This window comes from Nonlabens sp. YIK11, from assembly GCF_001413925.1.
GTDB lineage: Bacteria > Bacteroidota > Bacteroidia > Flavobacteriales > Flavobacteriaceae > Nonlabens.
The window spans coordinates 2,129,018-2,149,721 of the sequence record NZ_LBMJ01000001.1; the positions used below are offsets into that span (position 1 = coordinate 2,129,018).

A 20,704-nucleotide genomic window follows, 5' to 3' on the forward strand; every position below is an offset into this window, starting at 1 on the left:
AATCAATTCTTCTCCAACCAAACCCTAGCATTCACAAAGGCTTCTAACCAAGGCGTTACCACATCATCTTTACGATCTGATGGGTAGTAACCCCAATTCCACGGGAATGAGCTGCGTTCCAAGTGTGGCATCATCACTAGGTGACGACCGTCTTCTGAATTAAGCATGGCGGCATTATAATCAGAGCCGTTAGGATTTGCAGGGTAGCCTTCATAAGCGTAAGTCGCTGGTATTTGGTAGGCACTACGATCCTTTGGTAACTGGAATTTTCCTTCACCATGCGCGGCCCAGATGCCTAGTTTGCTTCCTGCTAAGGATTTCAGCATGATGGAATTGTTCTGTGCAATCTCTACGCTCGTGAAATTACATTCAAACTTACCGCTGTCGTTATGAAGCATTTTAGGTTTCTCATCGTGATCTGGATTGATCAATCCTAATTCCACAAACAATTGACAACCATTACAGACTCCAATACTCATGGTATCTGGTCTAGCAAAAAAGTTTTTCAGCGCTGCATTTGCCTTGTCATTATAGAGAAAGGCACCAGCCCAACCTTTGGCGCTTCCTAAAACGTCGCTGTTGGAAAACCCTCCAACCGCTGCTATGAATTGTACATCTTCCAGATTTTCACGACCGCTAATCAAGTCGGTCATGTGGACGTCCAGCACTTCAAAGCCAGCGAGATACATGGCGCGCGCCATCTCACGTTCAGAATTACTACCTTTTTCTCTGATGACTGCGGCTTTTATTCTTTTGGTAGGCAAGGCTGGTAATTTCCCGTCAAATTTTGATGGGAACTCAAACTGCAACGGTTGCTTTTTATAGTTTTCAAATCGCTCGTCGGCTTTGGCTGTTCCCGATTGCTGGCGGTCGAGTAGGTGAGAAGTCTCATACCATACATCGCGCAGCTCGTTGATATCTAACGTATTTCCATTGAATTTCAATGTTGCTTCGGCAGTGGCGGTTCCTATTTTGTAAAAGGCGACACCACTGTTAGCCAACTCTTTTTCAATCGATGTATCAGTGGTTTGGAGCACGATCCCGGCATTTTCAGAGAACAATGTTTTGATCAAATCGTCACCCAATTCAGACAAGTCCAGATCCATTCCTACATTTTGCGATGGGAAACACATTTCCAATAAGGTGGTGATCAGTCCGCCGCTGGCAACGTCGTGACCTGCAAGCACTTTGCCTTGCTTGATGAACTGCTGGATGGAAGTAAACGCTTTCGCGAAAGCGGAAACATTCAACACATCTGGACAAGTTTTTCCAACGGCATTTTGAGTTTGCGCAAAGCTGGAGCCACCTAATTCCAAAGCCGTGCTGCTCATGTTGATATAATAAATAGGTGCATCCACATCGCGCTGTAAAACAGGCTCAACCACCTTTGTAATATCATCGCAAGAGCCAACGGTACTGATGATAACGGTTCCAGGCGCCAGCACATCCATGTCTGGATATTTTTGCTTCATGCTTAAACTGTCCTTACCTGTTGGGATGTTGATGCCTAGATCGATTGCAAATTTACTAACAGCTTCTACCGCGGCGTATAATCTAGCGTCCTCACCAGGATTGTTACAAGGCCACATCCAGTTGGCACTAAGGCTTACTCCTTTAAGTCCTTTTTCCAGCGGTGCAAAAACCAGATTCGTCAAAGCCTCTGCAATCGCATTGCGCGAGCCAGCTGCAGGATTGATAAGCGCGGCCACAGGTGCGTGTCCAATGGTGGTAGCGACGCCATTTTTGCCCTGGTAGTCCATGGCCATGACACCTACATTATTGAGTGGCAACTGCAGCTCGCCGCAGGTTTGCTGTTTAGCTACACGACCGGTCACGCAACGGTCTACTTTGTTGGTAAGCCAGTCTTTACAAGCCACAGCCTCTAGTTTCAGGACTTGCTCGACATATTTTTTAAGGTCTTCTTGATCGTATGAGATGTCTTGATATGTGCGAGCAATGGTGGTATCATTCATGATCGTTTTAGGACTCGAACCGAACATGTCTTCCAACGCCAGATCCATTGGGCTGCGACCATCTTTCTCGCTAAAGGTGAATCGATTGTCGCCGGTAACCTTACCAACTTTATAGAGTGGTGCGCGCTCGCGAGCGGCTATTTCTTCTAGGATAGGAGTATCGCCGGCATCCATGACCAGACCCATGCGTTCCTGGGATTCATTACCTATCAACTCCTTACGAGAAAGTGTAGGATCACCAACTGGTAAGGCATCCACATCTATAGTACCACCAGTTTCTTCCACTAATTCTGATAGACAGTTCAAGTGTCCTCCAGCGCCGTGATCGTGAATGGATTTTATGGGGTTGTTCTCGCTTTCTACTAGGCCACGTATGGCATTGGCAGCACGTTTTTGCATTTCGGGATTAGAGCGTTGCACGGCATTGAGTTCCAGTCCTGAATCTAGAGCTCCTGTATCTGCACTGCTCACGGCAGCGCCGCCCATTCCTATGCGGTAATTATCACCACCCATGACGATGATGTCGTCGCCAGTTTCTGGTGTTTTTTTCAAGGCTTGGGAACGTTTTCCATAACCTATACCACCAGCCTGCATGATGACTTTGTCAAAACCTAGATTTTGATCAGCTTCTTTATGCTCAAAGGTCAACACAGATCCAACGATCAATGGCTGCCCAAATTTGTTTCCAAAATCACTAGCACCATTAGACGCCTTGATCAAGATATCCATAGGTGTTTGATACAACCATTTTCTGGCTTCAAAACCTTTTTCCCATGGACGCTCATCGTTCAATCTGGAATAACTGGTCATGTAAACGGCTGTTCCTGCCAGTGGCAAGGATCCTTGACCACCAGCCAGTCGATCACGTATTTCTCCACCAGATCCTGTGGCCGCACCATTAAATGGCTCTACGGTTGTTGGGAAGTTGTGAGTTTCTGCCTTTAACGATATCACGCTATCAAAAAGGCTGGTTTGATAAACCTCTGGTTTGTTGGGCGTTTTGGGCGCAAATTGCTCCGCATTTGGACCATTGACGAAAGCCACGTTATCAGAATAAGCACTAACGATCTCGTTGGGGTTTTGCTTGCTTGTTTCTTTGATAAGTTTGAATAAGGAAGTAGGTTTTTCCTCGCCATCGATGATAAAAGTCCCATTGAAGATCTTGTGACGGCAGTGCTCTGAATTCACTTGAGAAAATCCAAAAACCTCACTATCCGTAAGCTTGCGATCCAACTTCTCTGACAACGCTATGAGATAATCAATCTCATCGTCACTAAGTGAAAGTCCTTCCTGCATGTTGTACGCGGCGATATCATCTACTTCCAGAACACCATCTGCTGCAACATTGATTTCAAATTGCGACTGGTCAAGACCGTCAAATTTGACTTGTAACATCTTGTCGTAGGCCGAGTTTTCCGTACAGGCGACAAACTCTTCAATGCGAGTGATGCCTTTGATTTCCATGTTTTGGGTGATCTCTACCGCATTGGTAGACCATGGTGTAATCGTCGTTGCACGTGGTCCCGTAAAATAACCTGGTATGGCTTCGGCCTCTAATTTAAGGGCATCGGCAAAGAGCCATTGTAGTTTTTTATCGTCTTCTTCAGTAAGATGGGAAGAGGTTTGTACTGCGTAAATTTTCTTGGTGGGATTTCCGTAAAAATGGATCATTGCGAGCGCTTTTGTGGCTGTTACAAAGATAGTTTTTTAGGATGGTATTTGATGGGAATACGCTTTCGCGAAAGCGGAATTACCACCAGCTTTTTAACAATATCAAAGATCTTTTTTCATCAACAACATCCCGCGAAATTCTGGTTTCATAGTCGGAGAATCCAGTTGAAAACGACGCTCTGTATAAAAACCCATTTTGGTGTAAAATTTTATGGCAGGTTCTTGGGTATCCATGCATTCCAACCAGACTGATTTTTGCCCTGCAAGCGTGGCTTGCTGAACCACGTAATTTACTAACAATGCGCCAATACCAGAGCCGTGTGTTGCAGGATCCAGGTATATACGGTGAAGTTTTGTCACGTTATGATGATGGCTGTCAGGAAATGGGCAATCAAAGAGATAGCGCAACATTCCCATAACCTCGCCTTTATATTCTACAAAATAGTACCTGGCATTTTCTAAGGAAAGTTCGCTCATCACTTGATCCCGATTGTACTGGGATTCTACATAGGCGTCGCCATTATCTTGCCATAAATGCTGATATACAGGTTTATAGATAAGATGCATCATGCGCCTTAAACGTTCCTGCTCATCAATGGCGATGGGTAAGAGTTTGATGTCTTCATTGAGTTGTAAAGCTTCTCGTTTCATACCATCAGTTTACTTTGTACAGCTGTACCTTGTTTTGTCGATTGAGTGGTAAGGCCAGAAGTTTTTGATCCCGTAAATAAAGAATATCACCTACACTAGCTTCAGACGTCATGAAGACTTTGACATCACCTAACTTGGAAATTTTGAATATGGTGCCTCGGCGCCAGTCAGAAACCAAAAAATGGGTGTCGTCAAAAACCTGGATACCATCAAGATTTCCCTGTGGTAAGGCGGTTACCTTATCGATTTTTTTGTTGGTAATGTTGAGTTTAAGCAACCTTCCTTGAGTATTTCCTTCGCTATTTTCAGATCCTGGCAAACCCCAGCCAGCGATGTAAAGATCATTTTCTACAGCTAATAATCCGTTGGGATTTTCAAGTTCTAGACTAGAAAGCCATTTGGTAAAAACCTTATTGGAATCCAGGCGATAAATGGAAGAACTGCGCATGTCAGAAACATACACGTTACCTTGATCGTCCACGGCAACATCGTTTAAAAACTGTTCGTCACCGACGGCATATCGGTTGGAAACTTTTCCAGTCTCTCGGGAGATTTCTACTAGTTCTGTGACATCAGAAACGTAAATGTAATCATCTAATAAGGCAATGCCTTTAGGGTTGTTTAAGCCTGCTGTAAATGCGAGATCAATGATATTACCTTCCACATCGATCGTGGCAATACCACCATCACCTGGCTCTTGCTCTCCTTGAACTGAGACGTACAACCTATTGTAATTAGGATCGTAGGCCACAGATTCGGCATGAGAAAGGTCGGTGATTTCAGACATCAGGGTCAATTTGGCGTCCTGTTTGACGGGCATGGTCATGATGCGTTTCACTGGAGTTTTACAACTGGAAACCAGTAGGCACAAGACGAGAATTTTGGTCCATTTCATTAGATCGATCTTAAACTTTAAAAGTAAGCGGATTCTGGGATAAACGGGACAGAAATAGATGTGAAATAGCCGGAAAAATAAGTTCGCTTTCCTGCCTGATGTTCAAGCACGCGCGAAAGCAATATCTCAATAAACCTTGTTTTACAGTTAAGGTTTTTCAAATTTCAAGTCACATCAATGGTTCTCTTTGTAACTTAACTTCAAACCAAAAACTATTATGAAAGCAGCAAGATTTTTAGAACAAGGTGGCGATTTACAAGTCGTTGACATGGACAAACCAACACCAAGAAGTAATGAGATTTTAATAAAAGTCGAAGCTTGTGGCGTTTGTCACAGCGATGTCTTTGTCAAACAAGGTGCCATGGGAAACGAATTTCCTAGAACTCCAGGACATGAAGTTGTTGGTATTATCGAAGAGTTGGGCGATAATGTCACCAGTCTAAAGAAAGGACAGCGTGTAGGCATAGGCTGGCATGGTGGCCACTGTTTTACCTGTGATCCCTGTCGACGTGGAAAATTCATTAATTGTGAGAATGCAAAAGTTTCTGGAATCTCCTATGATGGTGGTTATGCAGAATATATGACGGCACCTTATGAAGCCGCGGCATCCATTCCAGACGAACTTAAAAGCACAGAGGCGGCACCGTTGCTTTGTGCCGGTATTACGGTCTATAACGGTATGCGCAACGCTGGGTTGAGAGCTGGAGACACCGTTGCCGTGCAAGGAATAGGTGGTTTAGGTCACCTTGCCATTCAATATGCCAACAAAATGGGAATGCGTACCATTGCTATTTCTACTAGTGAGGATAAAAAGAAACTAGCGTTAGAATTAGGCGCTAACGAGTTTATCGCAACAGATGATGTGGATGCTGTAGAAAAGCTACAAGAAATGGGTGGAGCCGACTTAATCGTTGCTACCGCACCACATGCCGATGCCATCTCGAGCATCGTTGATGGTCTCGCCATGGATGGTACGATGTTGCTTATTGCAGCGACCGCAGATAAAGTGGAAGTATCGCCCATGCAATTGCTTCAAGCTCGTAAAAGTCTAAAAGGATGGCCTAGTGGTACGGCGCCAGATAGTGAGGATACGCTCAATTTTAGCGCGATGACAGGCACCAAACCTATGATTGAAGAATTTGCCTTGAAGGATGCCAAAGAAGCTTTTGAAAAAATGATGAATAACGAGACCAGATTCAGAGCGGTGCTCAATATGAGTTTGTAGTTCGACCTTGTTTATTTTCTAAATAAAAAAGCCCAATCAATTCTGATTGGGCTTTTTAGTTTTATATCTCTTAACTTATTTCACGATCACCCTAAAAGTTTTGCTGGCTAAGTTTGAATTCAACTTCACAAAATATACACCTGTACCGTTAATTTCAAATGCGTTGCCTTCCAAGGTTTGATTTGCCTTCACCATTCTTCCTGAAACGTCAAACACTGAAATTGTTACCGATTCTTGCAAATCGGTGATTTGAAATCTACCAGTGGATGGATTAGGGAAAATGTTTATTGTAGTAAAAGAATTATCGCTGGTAGATGCCGTTGTAGTCCAGATCTGGTTGACCCATTCTGGGTTATCTATAAAAGGATTGCGATTATTCTGATATTCAAAAACATCATTGTTGCGATCCTGCTCACGCTGGTTTACAGGATCTTCATTGTGCCATTGTACCAATAGATCGATGAACCATTGCTCATACCATTGATTCTTGTTGGGTCCACCACGTGGATCGCTTACGTTAGCATCCTTATCATCCCAAGAGCTGTCGTCCCAATTATCTTCATATCGGGTAGCAAAATACAAAAGGCTGCGAGCGATGTCTCCTTTAAATTCATCGATAGGCTCAAATACGGTTTGTGTAAATCCTGGAGTAGCAGATGGTCCTACCTTACTGCCATTGCGCGAGGTAAAGGTTGGGTTATTCACTTCGCCAAAAGGAAAGTTACTACGTCTTCCATTCACTTGACCGTCTGTAGGCACGACGTGGTGCGCATCGTTGCGCATGATGTCCTCTTGATTAAAAAAACCTTGTGGATACAGGTGCTCGCGATTGTAGCAACCACCTTCATTGGCACTTACATTCCCGCAATTATCGTTGAACGAGTACACATAGGGATCTGGCCCATCAGGATTTTCAGAATATATGTCTAGAATGGTGAACGATTGATTGTCGTCGTAGTAATCATCGTTGTCAGATGTCTGGTAAAGATCAATAAGATCACCATACGACTGTCCATTAAAACCGTTGGTAATGATTTCCTTAAGTTCGGTTTTGAGTTCGTAGCCTGTTAGGCCTTGAGCGCTGCTGTAATAACCATCTGGCGGTTGTGCAGCACCTAGAACAACACTTAGAAATAGGGTAGAGAGTAATGCTATTCTCATAGGGGAACAAGTTTATTTTTTCTTTTTCATCAAGGCCATGTAAAACCCATCAAATCCATCTTTGTGAGCCATCAGCGACTGGGAATCTAACAACTCAAAATCAGCTCCAGATTCAGAATTCAAAAAGGTCTCGACCTGTTTCTCATTCTCTGATGGTAGGATGGAGCAAGTAGCATAGACCATCATGCCTTCTGGCTTTACCACACGACTATAGGATTGCAGAATCTCCTGTTGCGTTTTTCTTATGTTATCTAGAAATTCTGGTTCCAGTTTCCATTTGGCATCAGGATTTCTGCGTAATACGCCTAAACCACTACAAGGTGCATCTATGACAAGGCGGTCCATTTTTCCATCCAATTTTTTGATCACTTTAGTAGAGTCAATCAATCGGGTTTCTATGTTGTGGGCACCAGCGCGACGTGCGCGACGTTTGAGCTCGTTAAGTTTACCGTTGTAAATATCTGTCGAGATGATCTGACCCTTATTTTCCATCAAAGCTGCAAGGTGCAATGATTTGCCTCCAGCACCAGCACAAGAATCCATGACACGCATGCCTGGCTCTACTTGAGCGAAAGGAGCAATGGTCTGCGATCCAGCATCCTGTACCTCAAAAAGGCCATTTTGGAATAATTCGGTTTGAAAGACGTTGGCACGTTCTTTAAGAATCAAGGCATCTGGAAAGCGCTCGTCTGTAGTCGTTGCTATTTCTAGCGCCAGTAATTTTTCCTGTAGTGTTTTAACGTCTGTTTGAAGTGTGTTGGTCCGCAGTACTACATCAGCTTGCTGGTTAAGGGCGCTTATTTCTTTGTTCCACAATTCTTCGCCCAGTTCTTCTTTACCCATTTCATCCATCCAGTCAGGAATGGATTCACGGTATTTGGTAATGGCCGATAGTTCGTCAAATTTTCCTTTGATGCGTCGTACCGGCGTGTTGTAATATTCTTCCCAGGCAGGAACATCATGCCCTTTAAGCACGATCCATACGGCAGTCATGCGCCATAAATCTGCTGGTTTAAATGGCTCTTTTACATTTGCAATCGCAGCATAGAGTCGCTTGTAGCGCACGATATCATAAGTCGTCTCTGCAATAAAACCACGGTCTCTAGAACCCCATCGCGTGTCCCTTTTAAGAATGCGCTGTATGGCTTGATCGGCATATTTGCCGTCATTAAATATGTTGTGTAAGGCATCGACCGTTGCCTGAAGTAAATTGTGGTGAAATCTCATGCTGCAAAAATACATTTATCTCATCGCTCTTAAAGTTATTAAAAGGTTGTTTTTGTAATCGCTTTCGCGAAAGCGAACTATTCCTCAACTTTACCACCTATTTCAATCCTATTCATGAGAAAGATCTTCTTATTTCTATTGCCAGGTTTGTTGCTGTCCTGCAAGAACGACTCAACATCAACATATCAATCACCCAAGGAAGTCTCCATACAATTGGAACCTATATCTACAGATACATTGAGCGTACGGGCGCTGGATGTGAAGGACGGCACCTTCTGGTTTGCAGGTAATCGCAGCACCTACGGTGCTTATCATGACACTTTAGGCAGCATTCAAAAAGGTCGTGTTGTTTTTAACGGCAACGATCAATTGGAACTTAGATCCATCGCGGTTACTGCCGATTACACCTTTATCCTTACGGCTGGAAATCCCGCTTTGATCTATAGGATATCGCACCAAAACGATTCACTGGCGCTGGTGTATGAAGAATCTGGTGAGAAGGTATTTTACGACAGCATGAAATTTTGGAACGACATGGACGGTATTGCCATGGGCGACCCGCAGGAAGATTGTTTTACAGTTTTGACCACCAACGATGGCGGCGACACTTGGTCCAAGATAACTTGCGATAAATTACCTACAATAGTAGAAGGAGAAGCGGCTTATGCGGCTAGCAACTCTAACATTGCCTTGCAAGGTGACCATATATGGATCGCAACAGGTGGCTTGGCTGCCAGAGTATTGCACAGCCCAGATCACGGCAAAACCTGGGAAGTTCAAGAAACGCCTATGACGAGCGGTGGCGAGATGACTGGTATCTATGCGCTGGATTTTTATGACGAAAACCTAGGTGTTATGATAGGCGGCGATTGGAATGCAAAGGATAATAAGATTGCCAATAAGGCGATTACCCGCGATGGCGGTAAAACTTGGAAACTCATCGCCGACGGGAATGGTCCTGGTTATTGCAGCGACATTGCTTTTGTACCTCAAACACATGGTAACGAACTTATCGCTGTAGGTAGCCCTGGAATATGGTGGAGCGGCAATCAAGGCCAAGACTGGAAACAGTTATCAACTACTGGTTTTTACACCATTGCGATGATTGATGATCAACAAGGACTGTTAGCAGGAAACAACCAGATCAGCCGATTTGAACTTGATCGAAAATAGGCTATCGATAAACTGCATTTTTAGCTAAATTTCAAACAATTGATAAACAGGTTGTTATATTTTAATAACCGTTATAAGGATAAATTAACAAGTTCTAGAGCTTCTAAATTGAATCGACGTATTACATTTATCACGGTTTAAGTAAATAAGCAATCAATCTGAAAATTTGTTGTTTATTAAAATATAGCGGTGGAGATCGCTAGTAAAAAGAGCGGTGGAGATCGCTCTTTTTTTATGGAGTAAATCCAGATTATTTAACCGAGTTCAAGATCTCGTTGACAGCAATTTGATAATTTTTTGTATTTCCAGCTTTCTTGATCTTTTTAAACGTCTTTTGTGGGTTGTCAAATTGCTCTGCAAAATAACCCCAGAATCCCTGCATCTTCATTTTGATGGGCGTTGGACCTTGAAGAAACGCATCGTATTGCGTGAAGATCTGATCGTGGAAAGCCCGGAATCGTTCCCAACGATCTGATGGGTGTTCATGAATATTTTGCTTGATCATAAGTGGTAGGTAAGGATCTGCGATGAGTCCGCGGCCTATCATAAAATGTTCAATGCTGGGAAAGCGCTCCAGTCGCTGCTGAAATACTTCTACCGTGGTAATATCTCCATTATAATATAACGTATGCGGCGATTGCTCTATGCATTTTTCAAAGGCATCTAGATGCACGCCACCTTTATATAATTGTTGACCCGTACGAGCGTGGACCGCAATACTTTTAAGCGGATATTTTTTGAGCGTTTCAAAGGCCTCAAGAATCTCTGTCGTCTCGTGATAGCCCAATCGCATTTTCATGGAGATGGTCACATCAGTTTCTGCATGAACTCTTTCGAGAATGTGGTCGATGCCTTCATGATTACAGATAAGTCCAGATCCCATACCGCGTTTGGTCACCATGGGATAGGGACAACCTAGATTCCAGTTGAGCTCTTTATAGCCTAAGGATTTGATATAATTTGCTGCCAGCAGAAACTCATCTGCATCTGCCGTCATGACTTGTGGGATCAGTTCAGGAACCTGATTATTCTCTGGGTCCAGATCTCTTTGATAGGAAGATTTGATTTCCAGTTTCCCGTTGAATCTTATATAGGGAGCATAATAGGTATCAATACCACCATAAAATTCATGCAACGCATTACGGAATCTAAAATCGGTAAAGCCTTGTAATGGTGAGGAAAGTAGTTTGAAATCGCGCATCAATGGGCTGTTTTATACACTCTAGTCAAATCCAAAATATTGATCCCATTGGTTTCCAGTCCATGAACATTCTTGCTGATAAACCTCACGCTCTGGTCATAATATAAAGGAACGATCGCCGCCTGATCAATGATTAGCGAATCCATTTGAACGTATAGACGTTCGCGTGCCTTGGAATCTGGATTGGCTAGTGCCTGCTCATACAGGCGATCATAAGTCTCGTTGGAAAAATGCGTGTAATTGGGCCCGTTGGGCGCAAAGTTGTCAGAATAAAATAGGGAAAGATAATTTTCAGCATCTGGGTAATCGGCTATCCAGCTGGATCTGTAAATATCCAATTGGCCGGCACTGCGCGCTTGTCGCAAGGTTGATGGCGGCATTACTTCTACGTTGACTTGAATGCCTATTTTCTCTAATTCCTTTTGAATGTATTCACACAAATCCAGATAGTTAGCATTCGTACTTATCACCACTTGCGGATTCTCGTCACCTGTTACCTGACGGTATTCGTTCACTAATTTTTGAGCCTCTAAGGGATCATATTCAAAACCTTCTACCTGTCCGCCAGCGGGTAATCCTGCTGGAATGAAACCTTTTGTAGCAGGCGTGCCTATGTTGTTTCTTAAGTATTTGATCATTTGAACCCGATCAAAGCCCAGATTAATGGCACGTCTCAGCTTCAAACTTTGTAATTCCGGTGTGTCACTATCCAGTTGTAGGCCTAGATATTCTGTATTGAGAAACGGAGCTTTAATCATATTCACACTGGACGCATACGCAGGTTTTAAATCACCTTGTGTCGTTAGCAACTCGTCCTTATAGCTAGGATCCAATGCATTGATAAAGTCCAGATTACCTTGGGCAAACTCCAGAAATTCGGACTGTTTGTCATTTTTAAATGTGATCGCCACAGCTTCCAGATAGGGCAGTGGTGCTCCTTTTTCATCACGTTCAAAGTAATGATCGTTGCGTCGCAACACCAGTTTGACATTTTCTTCCCAGCGCTTCATGTAGAAAGGTCCAGTGCCTATGGGATTGGAACGCCGGTCGTAGTCATCCACTAACCGTGAAGCTTCTGGAATGACCGAACAATATTTCATCGTCAACAATCCCAAAAATGCTGGAAACGGTTGTTTCAATTCGATGACTAACTCTTTGGAAGATGCTGCCTTGATTTGTTTGACATTGCTCATGACCCATGCGCCAGGCGAGGCAACGCTGGGATCTGTAAGTCGTTCCAGAGCATATTTAAAATCGGCTGCGGTTACTTTATGTAATGATGTTGAAGTTTTGTTCGCTTTCGCGCCTGCCTGCCGGTCAGGCAGGAAAGCGAAATTATCATGAAAATAAACGCTATCCTTTAATCTAAAGCTATAGGTAAGACCATCGCTGCTAACTCCCAATGAATCAGCAATATCTGGAACCACTTGAAGGTTGTTATCAAGCTTGACCAAACCGTTATACATCAAGTTGCAGGCCCAAATGTTGCGTTGATCCTTGGCAAATGCAGGGTCCATACTTGTGATATTGGCATGCTCGTTATAACGGAAAACAGTCCTAGAATCAATCTGATCTGAACCTTCAGAACAGGCAATAATCATAACGTAAAAAAGTAGGAGAGACCACCATCGATTCATGCTAGCAAAGATAGGGGTTTGATGGACTTGAACATCCATAATTTATCGCTTTGCAAAATGGGTTTTGAAACTTTTTACTGTCTTGAAATGCCAGTATCTTTGCAACTTATTAAAAACGTATTATGAACGCCGTAGCAGACAAGAAATCCGTTGCTTTTTATACTTTGGGATGTAAGCTTAATTTTAGCGAGACATCGACCATCGCGCGCGATTTTGATAAGCAGGGCTACGATCGCAAGGAGTTTGACGAGCCAGCTGATATCTATGTCATCAACACCTGTAGCGTCACTGAAAATGCTGACAAACGTTTCAAGTCTATTGTCAAGAGAGCACAAAAGCAAAATAAAGATGCGTTTACCATTGCCGTAGGCTGCTATGCGCAATTGAAACCAGAAGAACTGGCGGCCGTCGATGGAGTTGATCTGGTGCTGGGTGCCACCGAGAAGTTCAAGATTACAGATTATATCAACCAGCTGTCCAAAGATGAGCCGGCACAAATCCATTCCTGCGAGATTGATGAGGCAGATTTTTATGTGGGATCTTATTCCATAGGTGATCGTACAAGAGCTTTCTTAAAAGTTCAAGATGGTTGTGATTATAAATGTACCTATTGCACCATACCGCTGGCACGAGGTATTTCACGCAGCGATACCATGGAAAATGTATTGCAAAATGCCCGTGATATTGCTGCGCAGGATATCAAGGAAATCGTACTTACCGGCGTCAACATAGGTGATTTTGGGAAAGGTGAATTTGGCAACAAGCTCCATGAGCATACCTTTTTGGATTTGGTGAAAGAACTAGATCAAGTTGAAGGCATTGAGCGTTTGCGCATTTCTTCCATTGAGCCCAATTTGTTGAAGAATGAAACCATTGATTTGGTTTCCAGATCGCGCGCCTTTGTACCGCACTTTCACATTCCGTTGCAGTCAGGTAATAACGAATTGCTGGGAAAAATGAAGCGTCGTTATAATCGTGAGCTTTATGTGGATCGCGTGAACAAGATCAAAGAAGTAATGCCAGATGGCTGCATAGGTGTTGATGTGATCGTAGGTTTTCCTGGTGAGACAGATGCACATTTTATGGATACGTTTAAGTTCCTGAGTGAATTAAATATTTCCTACCTGCACGTGTTCACTTACAGCGAGCGAGAAAATACAGAAGCCGCTGTGATGGATGGCGTCGTGCCCATGAACGTGCGTAAAAAGCGTTCCAAAATGCTGCGTGGCTTATCGGTCAAAAAACGCAGAGCCTTCTATGAGAGTCAGCTAGGTACAACAAAGACAGTTCTCTGGGAAGCTGAAAATAAGGAAGGTTTTATCCATGGTTTTACCGAGAACTACGTAAAGGTCAAAACCTATTACAATCCAGAGCTGGTCAATGAATTACAGACCGTAAAGCTTGATACGATCGATGAAGATGGTATTATTAGGATAGCGTTGGTTTAGTTCGCTTTCCTGCCTGACCGGCAGGCATGCGTGAAAGCGAAATACCATTTTTAGCAAGAATCCATACCATTCAAAGTACCACTTTCAACAAATCTATGTTGAATACAAAATGTCGTAATAAAATAAACGTCCAAACAAAGCTGATCAATTCAGCTGAAAAATGATCGGCAGACCATAAATGACGTTTACTGGTTTTCCTTGCTGCGTGCCGGGTTGCATGTTAGGTAGGCGCTGGATCACTCGTATGGCTTCTTCTTCCAGTAAAGGGTTCAAAGCCTTTGCATAAATATCGATGACATCACCTTGGGCACTAATCTTAAATTGCACATTTATATTAATTTTACCCTTGATGCCTATGGCTTTGGAAACACCTGTATTGAAGTTTTCAGAAACGTGCGCCGTGATTTTTTCCTGCATGCAGCTTTTGTAAGCGGCATTGGACAGCTTTCGTTCACAACCAGGATAGATAGGAACCTGTTCAATTATGGCAAAGGCAGCAGTTTTGTCTTTGTTCTTCTTTTTAGTATCTGTGGAGTCTTTTAAAGCTTCCCTTTCCCTTTTCTTGGTCTCAATTTCCTTACGTCGGTTTATTTTAGTCATACTGCGAGCGAGGCCTATTTGCGCCGTGTAGGCTGCATTATCAGTTGGTTTTGAAACCTGAATGGCTTTTAGGTAGGCTGTTTTGGCTTCTTCTAAGTTATCTAGTGCAAAGTGAATGTTGCCTTCCAGTAATGATGCCATGGCAATATCTTGAACTTCAGATTCCTGCATGGCCTTTTCTACATAATTCAACGCTTTGTCAAATTTCTTTTTGGAGTAGTACTTATAAGACTGGCCCAGTAGCTTTTCATTCTTTTTGCTTATCGATATTTCCGTTTGTGCATAAACCGAAAAGGAGAACAAGTTGAAAAGCAATAAGGAAGCGAATAATCTATACATCAATTGGATTTTTAAACTGCTAAATATAGGAACTGGAATACAAAGATCAACTTGTCGCTAAATTTCCTGCAAACACATATTAGTCTAACAAGACAGTAGAATTTTAAATAACTGAATCATTAAATTTCAATACAGATGAACATGAAAATTTTCTAGCACAGCGATAGGTTTACCACTAATCACTGCCGGTTCTAGTTTTGGTGCACCTTTTAATATTCTTATGGCTTCAAGTTCCACCGTTGGGTGTACAGAATACACCTCTATATCTTTTAAAACGCCATCAGTCATCACTTTAAAATCGAGATACATAACAAGGGAAGTTGGCAGCCCTAAATCGGTCAATATGTTCTTTCTAAAATTATAGCTAATTAAATCATTTAGATAATAATGTAAACATCTGTCGGTTGCCTTTTGATCAGCAGATGATTCACAGCCTGGATAAACAACCATTTGATCTAAACTTGTGATTTTATCATAACTGTCAAGTTTTATGATACCACTCTTCAATTCTTTCTCAATATCTAATCTAGGTTCTTTGAGTTTTCTCTGGTATTCTATGTTTTTTTGTGACCTTGAGATTCCTTGCTGTAAAAAAGACCGTTTATCATCATTAGCAGCAAGATTGCTTAATATAGAATGATATAAATTTCTAGATTTCTCATAATCTTTTTTTGCAAATAAAATGTTCGCGTAATAGATCTGACTACTAACGTCATCTTCTAGATTCTCTCGCTCTCTAGCCTTCTTAAATAGCCTTTCAGCTTTTTTCCAGTCAAGCTGGCTGTAGGCTTTTTTGGACCTTCTGATTAATTTTGAATCTGCGTTTGCGGATTGCGCAAAACATGATTGAAATAACGAGAGGCATAAAATTGAAATACAGATAAAATTCTTCATGGTTTTCAAATATATAGATCAAAAAACAACATCCTATACTTTTAAATCCATCAAACCTTATATTTGTCTTCTATGGCAGGAAATACTTTTGGGCAGGCTTTTAAACTGACCACCTTTGGAGAATCACACGGTATAGCAATAGGTGGCATCATTGACGGTTGTCCCGCAGGAATCAAAATTGATTTTGCTGCCGTTCAAAGAGATCTTGACAGGCGCAAGCCTGGTCAAAGTAAGATCGTTACCCAGCGTAAAGAATCTGATACTGTAGAATTTTTATCCGGTATTTTTGAAGGAGTGAGTACAGGAACGCCCATCGGTTTCCAGATTGTCAACGAGAACCAAAAGTCTAAGGACTACTCACACATCGCAGACAGCTATCGTCCCAGCCATGCAGATAAGACCTATACGGATAAATATGGTACTCGCGACTATCGCGGCGGTGGACGCAGCAGTGCTCGAGAAACCGCTTGTAGAGTGGTGGCTGGTGCCGTGGCAAAGCAGATGCTATCATCCATCCAGTTCCACGCCTACACGAGTAGCGTTGGCGATCTCAAAATGGACCAGCCCTATCAAGAGCTGGATTTTGCAGAAATTGAGAATAACGCAGTAAGATGTGCAGATTCCGCTTTCGCGAAAGCGTGTGAAGAAAAAATCCTGCAAGTGCGCAAGGCTGGCGATACTATAGGTGGTGTGGTAAGTTGCGTGATTCAAAATGTGCCACCATCCTTAGGCGAGCCTGTATTTGACAAACTACATGCAGATCTGGGAAAAGCCATGCTCTCCATTAATGCCGTCAAGGGTTTTGAATACGGTAGCGGTTTTGCGGGTAGCGCCATGCTGGGCAGTGAGCATAATGATCTCTACAATGCAGACGGCAGTACAAAAACCAATTACAGTGGCGGTATTCAAGGTGGTATCTCTAATGGGATGGATATCTACTTTAGCGTGGCTTTCAAGCCTGTCGCCACCATTATGCAATCACAACCTACCATTGACAAAGATGGAAACGCCACTGAAATGCAAGGCAAAGGCCGTCACGACCCATGTGTGGTTCCCAGAGCGGTACCCATTGTAGAAGCCATGGCAGCACTGGTTCTAGCAGATCATTTTTTGAGAAATAAAACATCAAGAGTTTAATATAAAATCGCTTTAATACCTAGACCTCAGGTACAAACCAAAGCGAATTAATTATCATACATGAAAAAATTAGCACTTCACTGGCAAATATTAATAGGAATGGTACTGGGAATCCTTTTTGGGTTCCTGATGGTACAATTTGATTGGGGTCGTGGTTTTGTAGAAGACTGGATCAATCCATTCGGGACGATATTCGTGAATTTGCTCAAGCTTATCGCCGTGCCATTGATTCTTGCCTCGCTGATCAAAGGAATTTCTGACCTTAAGGATATAGCGAAATTCCGTAAAATGGGATTACGTACCATTATCATTTATATAGCCACCACGGTAATTGCGATCACCTTAGGCTTAGGGTTGGTGAATCTATTGAATCCAGGTTCTGGAATCTCACAAGAAACCATAGACAATTTGAGCGCTACCTATGAAGGCAATTCTGATATTGCTGGTAAACTATCCACTGCAGCCATGCAAAAAGATAGCGGACCATTACAAGCATTAGTAGATATGGTTCCCGATAATGCGGTTGCTGCGATGTCCAACAACAGCCTGATGTTGCAGGTAATTTTCTTTGCCATTTTCTTAGGTATTTCTATGCTATTGATAGGTGAAAAGGCCGCAGAACCTTTGAAAAATTTCTTTGACTCCTTAAATGATGTAGTGCTTAAAATGGTCGATCTGATCATGTTGACAGCACCTTTTGCAGTGTTTGCGTTATTGGCAAATGTTGTCGTGAGTGCAGACGATCCAGATATTCTGCTCGCCTTGTTATTCTATGCAGGTACTGTTGTTCTGGGACTGATTTTGATGATAGGTGTGTATTGTTTGATATTCTGGTTGTACGTCAAGAAGTCACCGCTATGGTTTTTAGACAAAATCGCTCCTGCACAACTATTGGCTTTTTCAACTAGTTCTAGTGCCGCAACGCTACCCGTAACCATGGAGCGTGTGGAAGAGCATATGGGCGTAGAAAAAGAGGTAGCGAGTTTTGTGCTGCCCGTCGGTGCCACCATTAATATGGATGGTACCAGTCTATATCAGGCAGTCGCTGCGGTGTTTGTTTGTCAGGCTCTGGGAATTGAATTGGCTTTGACCGCTCAATTAACCATAGTGTTGACGGCGCTGTTGGCATCTATTGGCTCTGCTGCGGTTCCTGGCGCTGGAATGGTGATGCTGGTGATTGTTTTGGAGTCCATTAATTTCCCTAGCGAACTACTACCAGTCGCTCTAGCCTTAATCTTTGCCGTTGATCGACCGCTAGATATGTTGCGTACTACAGTGAATGTTACTGGTGACGCGACAGTAGCATCCATAGTGGCGAAGTCTTTGGGTAAATTCGGCGAGCCAGATGTACAGGAATGGGATGACCACCTGGACGAAGTTTCTTCATAAACTCCTATCGAGTAAGTTATGTTTTTAAGCTCTTAGGCACGTAGATTATGTTGGCTAGATACTGGTCTTTGATTATTTCGCTTTCGCGCCTGCCTGCCGGTCAGGCAGGAAAGCAAAATAATCAAAGACCTCTACCACTTAACTATTGCATTTACTTAACAGCATCGTTTTCTTTTTATTCCTAGTTTGCACGGTACCAACCAAAAAGAAAAGCTTATGAATGTCTGTTTTATCATGTACCCGTGGGAAGAAGTCCATCCCGAGAGTGATTCCACGTTGGTGCTGATCCATGAATGTATGAAGCGTGGTCACACTGTTGCAATGGCAACTCCAGCAAATCTTACCATACGCGATAGTATAGCTTATGCATTCTCAAAAGTGATACGTAAGATGGACAAAGTGCCAGCTCAAATGAAATCCTTCTATAAGCGCGCGCAATTCAAGGAAAAGATGTTACCACTGGCTGGTTTTGATGTGATCATGATGCGAGCTAATCCACCTCTAGATCCTATTGCCCTCAACTTCTTGGACTCAGTCAAGGAAGATGTATTTATCGTGAATGATATTGAAGGACTGCGTGAGGCCAACAATAAGTTGTATACGGCTTGTTTTGTAGATCCAGACAACACGATTATACCTCGCACGCACGTATCCAAAAACAAGGAATATTTAAAATCAGTCATTAAGGAAAACCCTAGAGATCGCATGATCATGAAGCCGCTTAACGGTTATGGTGGTAGCGGCGTGATCATGATTGAGAAGAGTGCGATGTTTAATGTAAACTCTTTGCTGGATTTCTACATTGACAATAAAGATGGTACTACTAATTATGTAATCCTTCAGGATTATATCGATGGCGCAGATCAAGGAGATAGTCGCATTCTACTCCTCAACGGTAAACCTATAGGCGCCGTAAGACGTGTTCCTGGCGGCGATGATCATAGGTCCAACATTAGCGCTGGCGGTAGTTTTGAAAAGCACGTACTTACCAAAGCCGAAAAGCTACTGTGTAAAAAAATAGGTCCCAAACTAGTAAACGATGGTTTGTTCTTTGTAGGGATCGATGTGATCAATGGTATGCTGGTAGAAGTTAACGTGATGTCGCCTGGTGGCATCGTTCAAATCAACAAGTCCTCTAAAACCAAAGTACAAGAAAAGATCATTGACTACTTTGAAGAAGAGACCAGCATTAGAAAAAAAGCATTAGACAGAACCCAAAAACTCAAGAACACCCTACTGAATGAATAAAATGTCCATCCGTCAGATCTTGAATAAGATCGAGCATGAAGAAACATTTCATGCCGTTGTTGACGATTACTCGTTTTCCATAAAAATTGACGATTACGTTCCCTACGTATGCGCCGCGATACATGACGGACACCATTTTGATAAAAGACTATGGAAAAAGTGCTTGCATACAGAGTACGATCGCTGGTATGAAGAAGATCCAGCAACGGGTACCATGATTTCCATGTTGCCCATCACGATTATAGCGCATGACAGTAGGTTTGAGTATGATCTCAATAGAGATCCCAAAAACGCGATTTATGAAACCGCTTGGGGTAAGACACTTTGGAAAACGCCTTTGTCAGAAGAGGAAAAAGACCGTGCACTTCAAAAGCACGAAAACTTTTATAGAGTCATTCTGCAATTGATTGTCAAGTTGGAAGAGCTCTTCGGGACGACCGTGTTTTATGATCTACATTCTTACAATTACAAACGTTGGGACCGCAAAGTGCCAGTATTTAATATAGGTACTTCAAACGTCGATCAGATCAAATACAAACTGGCCATTGAACAATGGAAGGAAATTCTCAATAAAATTGAATTGCCTATTGAACAAGAAGTTTCTTGCGAAATCAATGATGTGTTTCAAGGAAACGGATTCTTTTTAAAATACGTGACTGCCAATTCCAAGAACTCCTTGGTTCTGGCTACCGAGGTTTCCAAAATCTATTGCGATGAAGAAACCGGTGTTGTGTATCCAGAAGTGGTTCACGCCTTGAAGGACAAGCTCAAGTACTACATACAGTCGCACGCTTATCGTTTCTATGATCGCCACCATACTTTTGATCAGTAAATT

Annotated in this window: 16 protein-coding genes; 7 read left to right on the top strand and 9 right to left on the bottom strand. The window is 42.7% G+C overall.

The features are described 5' to 3' along the window. Positions 1-2: 2 nt before the first annotated feature. The 3 genes from purL to AAU57_RS09535 all read right to left on the bottom strand — a co-directional run bounded on the left by purL (position 3) and on the right by AAU57_RS09535 (position 5,190). Complete coding sequence (purL, locus tag AAU57_RS09525) at positions 3-3,644, bottom strand: phosphoribosylformylglycinamidine synthase (RefSeq protein WP_055412688.1); 3,642 nt, start codon at positions 3,642-3,644, stop codon at positions 3-5. Positions 3,645-3,746: 102 nt separating this feature from the next. After that, entirely contained in the window at positions 3,747-4,295 is a 549-nt protein-coding gene (locus AAU57_RS09530) for a GNAT family N-acetyltransferase (RefSeq protein ID WP_055412689.1), read from the bottom strand. 4 nt (positions 4,296-4,299) lie between these two features. Then, the gene (locus AAU57_RS09535) at positions 4,300-5,190 is read right to left on the bottom strand and encodes an SMP-30/gluconolactonase/LRE family protein (protein WP_055412690.1); all 891 of its coding nucleotides are present in this window, start codon (positions 5,188-5,190) and stop codon (positions 4,300-4,302) included. 217 nt (positions 5,191-5,407) lie between these two features. On the opposite strand from AAU57_RS09535, the gene AAU57_RS09540 reads away from it, so the two are divergent. After that, complete coding sequence (locus AAU57_RS09540; RefSeq protein WP_055412691.1) at positions 5,408-6,415, top strand: alcohol dehydrogenase; 1,008 nt, start codon at positions 5,408-5,410, stop codon at positions 6,413-6,415. Between the two features lie 75 nt (positions 6,416-6,490). Here AAU57_RS09540 and AAU57_RS09545 read toward each other — a convergent pair whose 3' ends face one another. Then, the gene (locus AAU57_RS09545) at positions 6,491-7,576 is read right to left on the bottom strand and encodes an endonuclease (protein WP_055412692.1); all 1,086 of its coding nucleotides are present in this window, start codon (positions 7,574-7,576) and stop codon (positions 6,491-6,493) included. A gap of 12 nt (positions 7,577-7,588) precedes the next feature. Beyond that, complete coding sequence (locus tag AAU57_RS09550; protein WP_055412693.1) at positions 7,589-8,803, bottom strand: RsmB/NOP family class I SAM-dependent RNA methyltransferase; 1,215 nt, start codon at positions 8,801-8,803, stop codon at positions 7,589-7,591. Positions 8,804-8,917: 114 nt separating this feature from the next. On the opposite strand from AAU57_RS09550, the gene AAU57_RS09555 reads away from it, so the two are divergent. Further along, complete coding sequence (locus tag AAU57_RS09555; protein ID WP_055412694.1) at positions 8,918-9,976, top strand: sialidase family protein; 1,059 nt, start codon at positions 8,918-8,920, stop codon at positions 9,974-9,976. A 250-nt stretch (positions 9,977-10,226) separates the two neighbouring features. On the opposite strand, the gene AAU57_RS09560 is transcribed toward AAU57_RS09555, so the two are convergent. Further along, entirely contained in the window at positions 10,227-11,177 is a 951-nt protein-coding gene (locus AAU57_RS09560) for a tRNA dihydrouridine synthase (RefSeq protein WP_055412695.1), read from the bottom strand. After that, positions 11,177-12,778, bottom strand: coding sequence for an ABC transporter substrate-binding protein (locus tag AAU57_RS09565; RefSeq protein WP_231717794.1), 1,602 nt, complete (start codon positions 12,776-12,778; stop codon positions 11,177-11,179). The genes AAU57_RS09560 and AAU57_RS09565 overlap by 1 nt, the downstream gene beginning before the upstream one ends. Before the next feature lie 158 nt (positions 12,779-12,936). On the opposite strand from AAU57_RS09565, the gene mtaB reads away from it, so the two are divergent. Continuing rightward, positions 12,937-14,262, top strand: coding sequence for a tRNA (N(6)-L-threonylcarbamoyladenosine(37)-C(2))-methylthiotransferase MtaB (mtaB, locus tag AAU57_RS09570; RefSeq protein ID WP_055412696.1), 1,326 nt, complete (start codon positions 12,937-12,939; stop codon positions 14,260-14,262). A 144-nt stretch (positions 14,263-14,406) separates the two neighbouring features. On the opposite strand, the gene AAU57_RS09575 is transcribed toward mtaB, so the two are convergent. Then, positions 14,407-15,201 (bottom strand): energy transducer TonB, encoded by a 795-nt coding sequence (locus AAU57_RS09575; protein ID WP_055412697.1) that lies wholly within the window; start codon positions 15,199-15,201, stop codon positions 14,407-14,409. Between the two features lie 126 nt (positions 15,202-15,327). After that, positions 15,328-16,095: a hypothetical protein gene (locus tag AAU57_RS09580; RefSeq protein ID WP_055412698.1), complete on the bottom strand. Its 768-nt coding sequence runs from the start codon at positions 16,093-16,095 to the stop codon at positions 15,328-15,330. A 72-nt stretch (positions 16,096-16,167) separates the two neighbouring features. Between AAU57_RS09580 and aroC the strand changes: the two genes are divergently transcribed. From aroC to AAU57_RS09600, 4 genes are all read left to right on the top strand, one after another. Beyond that, positions 16,168-17,232 (top strand): chorismate synthase, encoded by a 1,065-nt coding sequence (gene aroC / locus AAU57_RS09585; protein WP_055412699.1) that lies wholly within the window; start codon positions 16,168-16,170, stop codon positions 17,230-17,232. 60 nt (positions 17,233-17,292) lie between these two features. After that, positions 17,293-18,621: a dicarboxylate/amino acid:cation symporter gene (locus AAU57_RS09590; RefSeq protein ID WP_055412700.1), complete on the top strand. Its 1,329-nt coding sequence runs from the start codon at positions 17,293-17,295 to the stop codon at positions 18,619-18,621. Between the two features lie 216 nt (positions 18,622-18,837). After that, a complete protein-coding gene (gene gshB / locus AAU57_RS09595; RefSeq protein WP_082438667.1) occupies positions 18,838-19,869 on the top strand; it encodes a glutathione synthase in 1,032 nt (343 codons plus the stop codon). Beyond that, positions 19,862-20,701 (top strand): N-formylglutamate amidohydrolase, encoded by an 840-nt coding sequence (locus tag AAU57_RS09600; protein WP_055412701.1) that lies wholly within the window; start codon positions 19,862-19,864, stop codon positions 20,699-20,701. The genes gshB and AAU57_RS09600 overlap by 8 nt, the downstream gene beginning before the upstream one ends. Positions 20,702-20,704: the final 3 nt, after the last annotated feature.

What these genes read in the sequence shown, in the direction of transcription:
- purL (WP_055412688.1), bottom strand. Translation starts at nt 3,644, where the DNA reads ATGATCCATTTTTACGGAAATCCCACCAAGAAAATTTACGCAGTACAA.
- AAU57_RS09550 (WP_055412693.1), bottom strand. Translation starts at nt 8,803, where the DNA reads ATGAGATTTCACCACAATTTACTTCAGGCAACGGTCGATGCCTTACAC.
- AAU57_RS09580 (WP_055412698.1), bottom strand. Translation starts at nt 16,095, where the DNA reads ATGAAGAATTTTATCTGTATTTCAATTTTATGCCTCTCGTTATTTCAA.
- AAU57_RS09565 (WP_231717794.1), bottom strand. Translation starts at nt 12,778, where the DNA reads ATGATTATTGCCTGTTCTGAAGGTTCAGATCAGATTGATTCTAGGACT.
- AAU57_RS09540 (WP_055412691.1), top strand. Translation starts at nt 5,408, where the DNA reads ATGAAAGCAGCAAGATTTTTAGAACAAGGTGGCGATTTACAAGTCGTT.
- AAU57_RS09575 (WP_055412697.1), bottom strand. Translation starts at nt 15,201, where the DNA reads ATGTATAGATTATTCGCTTCCTTATTGCTTTTCAACTTGTTCTCCTTT.
- AAU57_RS09590 (WP_055412700.1), top strand. Translation starts at nt 17,293, where the DNA reads ATGAAAAAATTAGCACTTCACTGGCAAATATTAATAGGAATGGTACTG.
- AAU57_RS09530 (WP_055412689.1), bottom strand. Translation starts at nt 4,295, where the DNA reads ATGAAACGAGAAGCTTTACAACTCAATGAAGACATCAAACTCTTACCC.
- aroC (WP_055412699.1), top strand. Translation starts at nt 16,168, where the DNA reads ATGGCAGGAAATACTTTTGGGCAGGCTTTTAAACTGACCACCTTTGGA.
- gshB (WP_082438667.1), top strand. Translation starts at nt 18,838, where the DNA reads ATGAATGTCTGTTTTATCATGTACCCGTGGGAAGAAGTCCATCCCGAG.
- mtaB (WP_055412696.1), top strand. Translation starts at nt 12,937, where the DNA reads ATGAACGCCGTAGCAGACAAGAAATCCGTTGCTTTTTATACTTTGGGA.
- AAU57_RS09600 (WP_055412701.1), top strand. Translation starts at nt 19,862, where the DNA reads ATGAATAAAATGTCCATCCGTCAGATCTTGAATAAGATCGAGCATGAA.
- AAU57_RS09560 (WP_055412695.1), bottom strand. Translation starts at nt 11,177, where the DNA reads ATGCGCGATTTCAAACTACTTTCCTCACCATTACAAGGCTTTACCGAT.
- AAU57_RS09555 (WP_055412694.1), top strand. Translation starts at nt 8,918, where the DNA reads ATGAGAAAGATCTTCTTATTTCTATTGCCAGGTTTGTTGCTGTCCTGC.
- AAU57_RS09545 (WP_055412692.1), bottom strand. Translation starts at nt 7,576, where the DNA reads ATGAGAATAGCATTACTCTCTACCCTATTTCTAAGTGTTGTTCTAGGT.
- AAU57_RS09535 (WP_055412690.1), bottom strand. Translation starts at nt 5,190, where the DNA reads ATGAAATGGACCAAAATTCTCGTCTTGTGCCTACTGGTTTCCAGTTGT.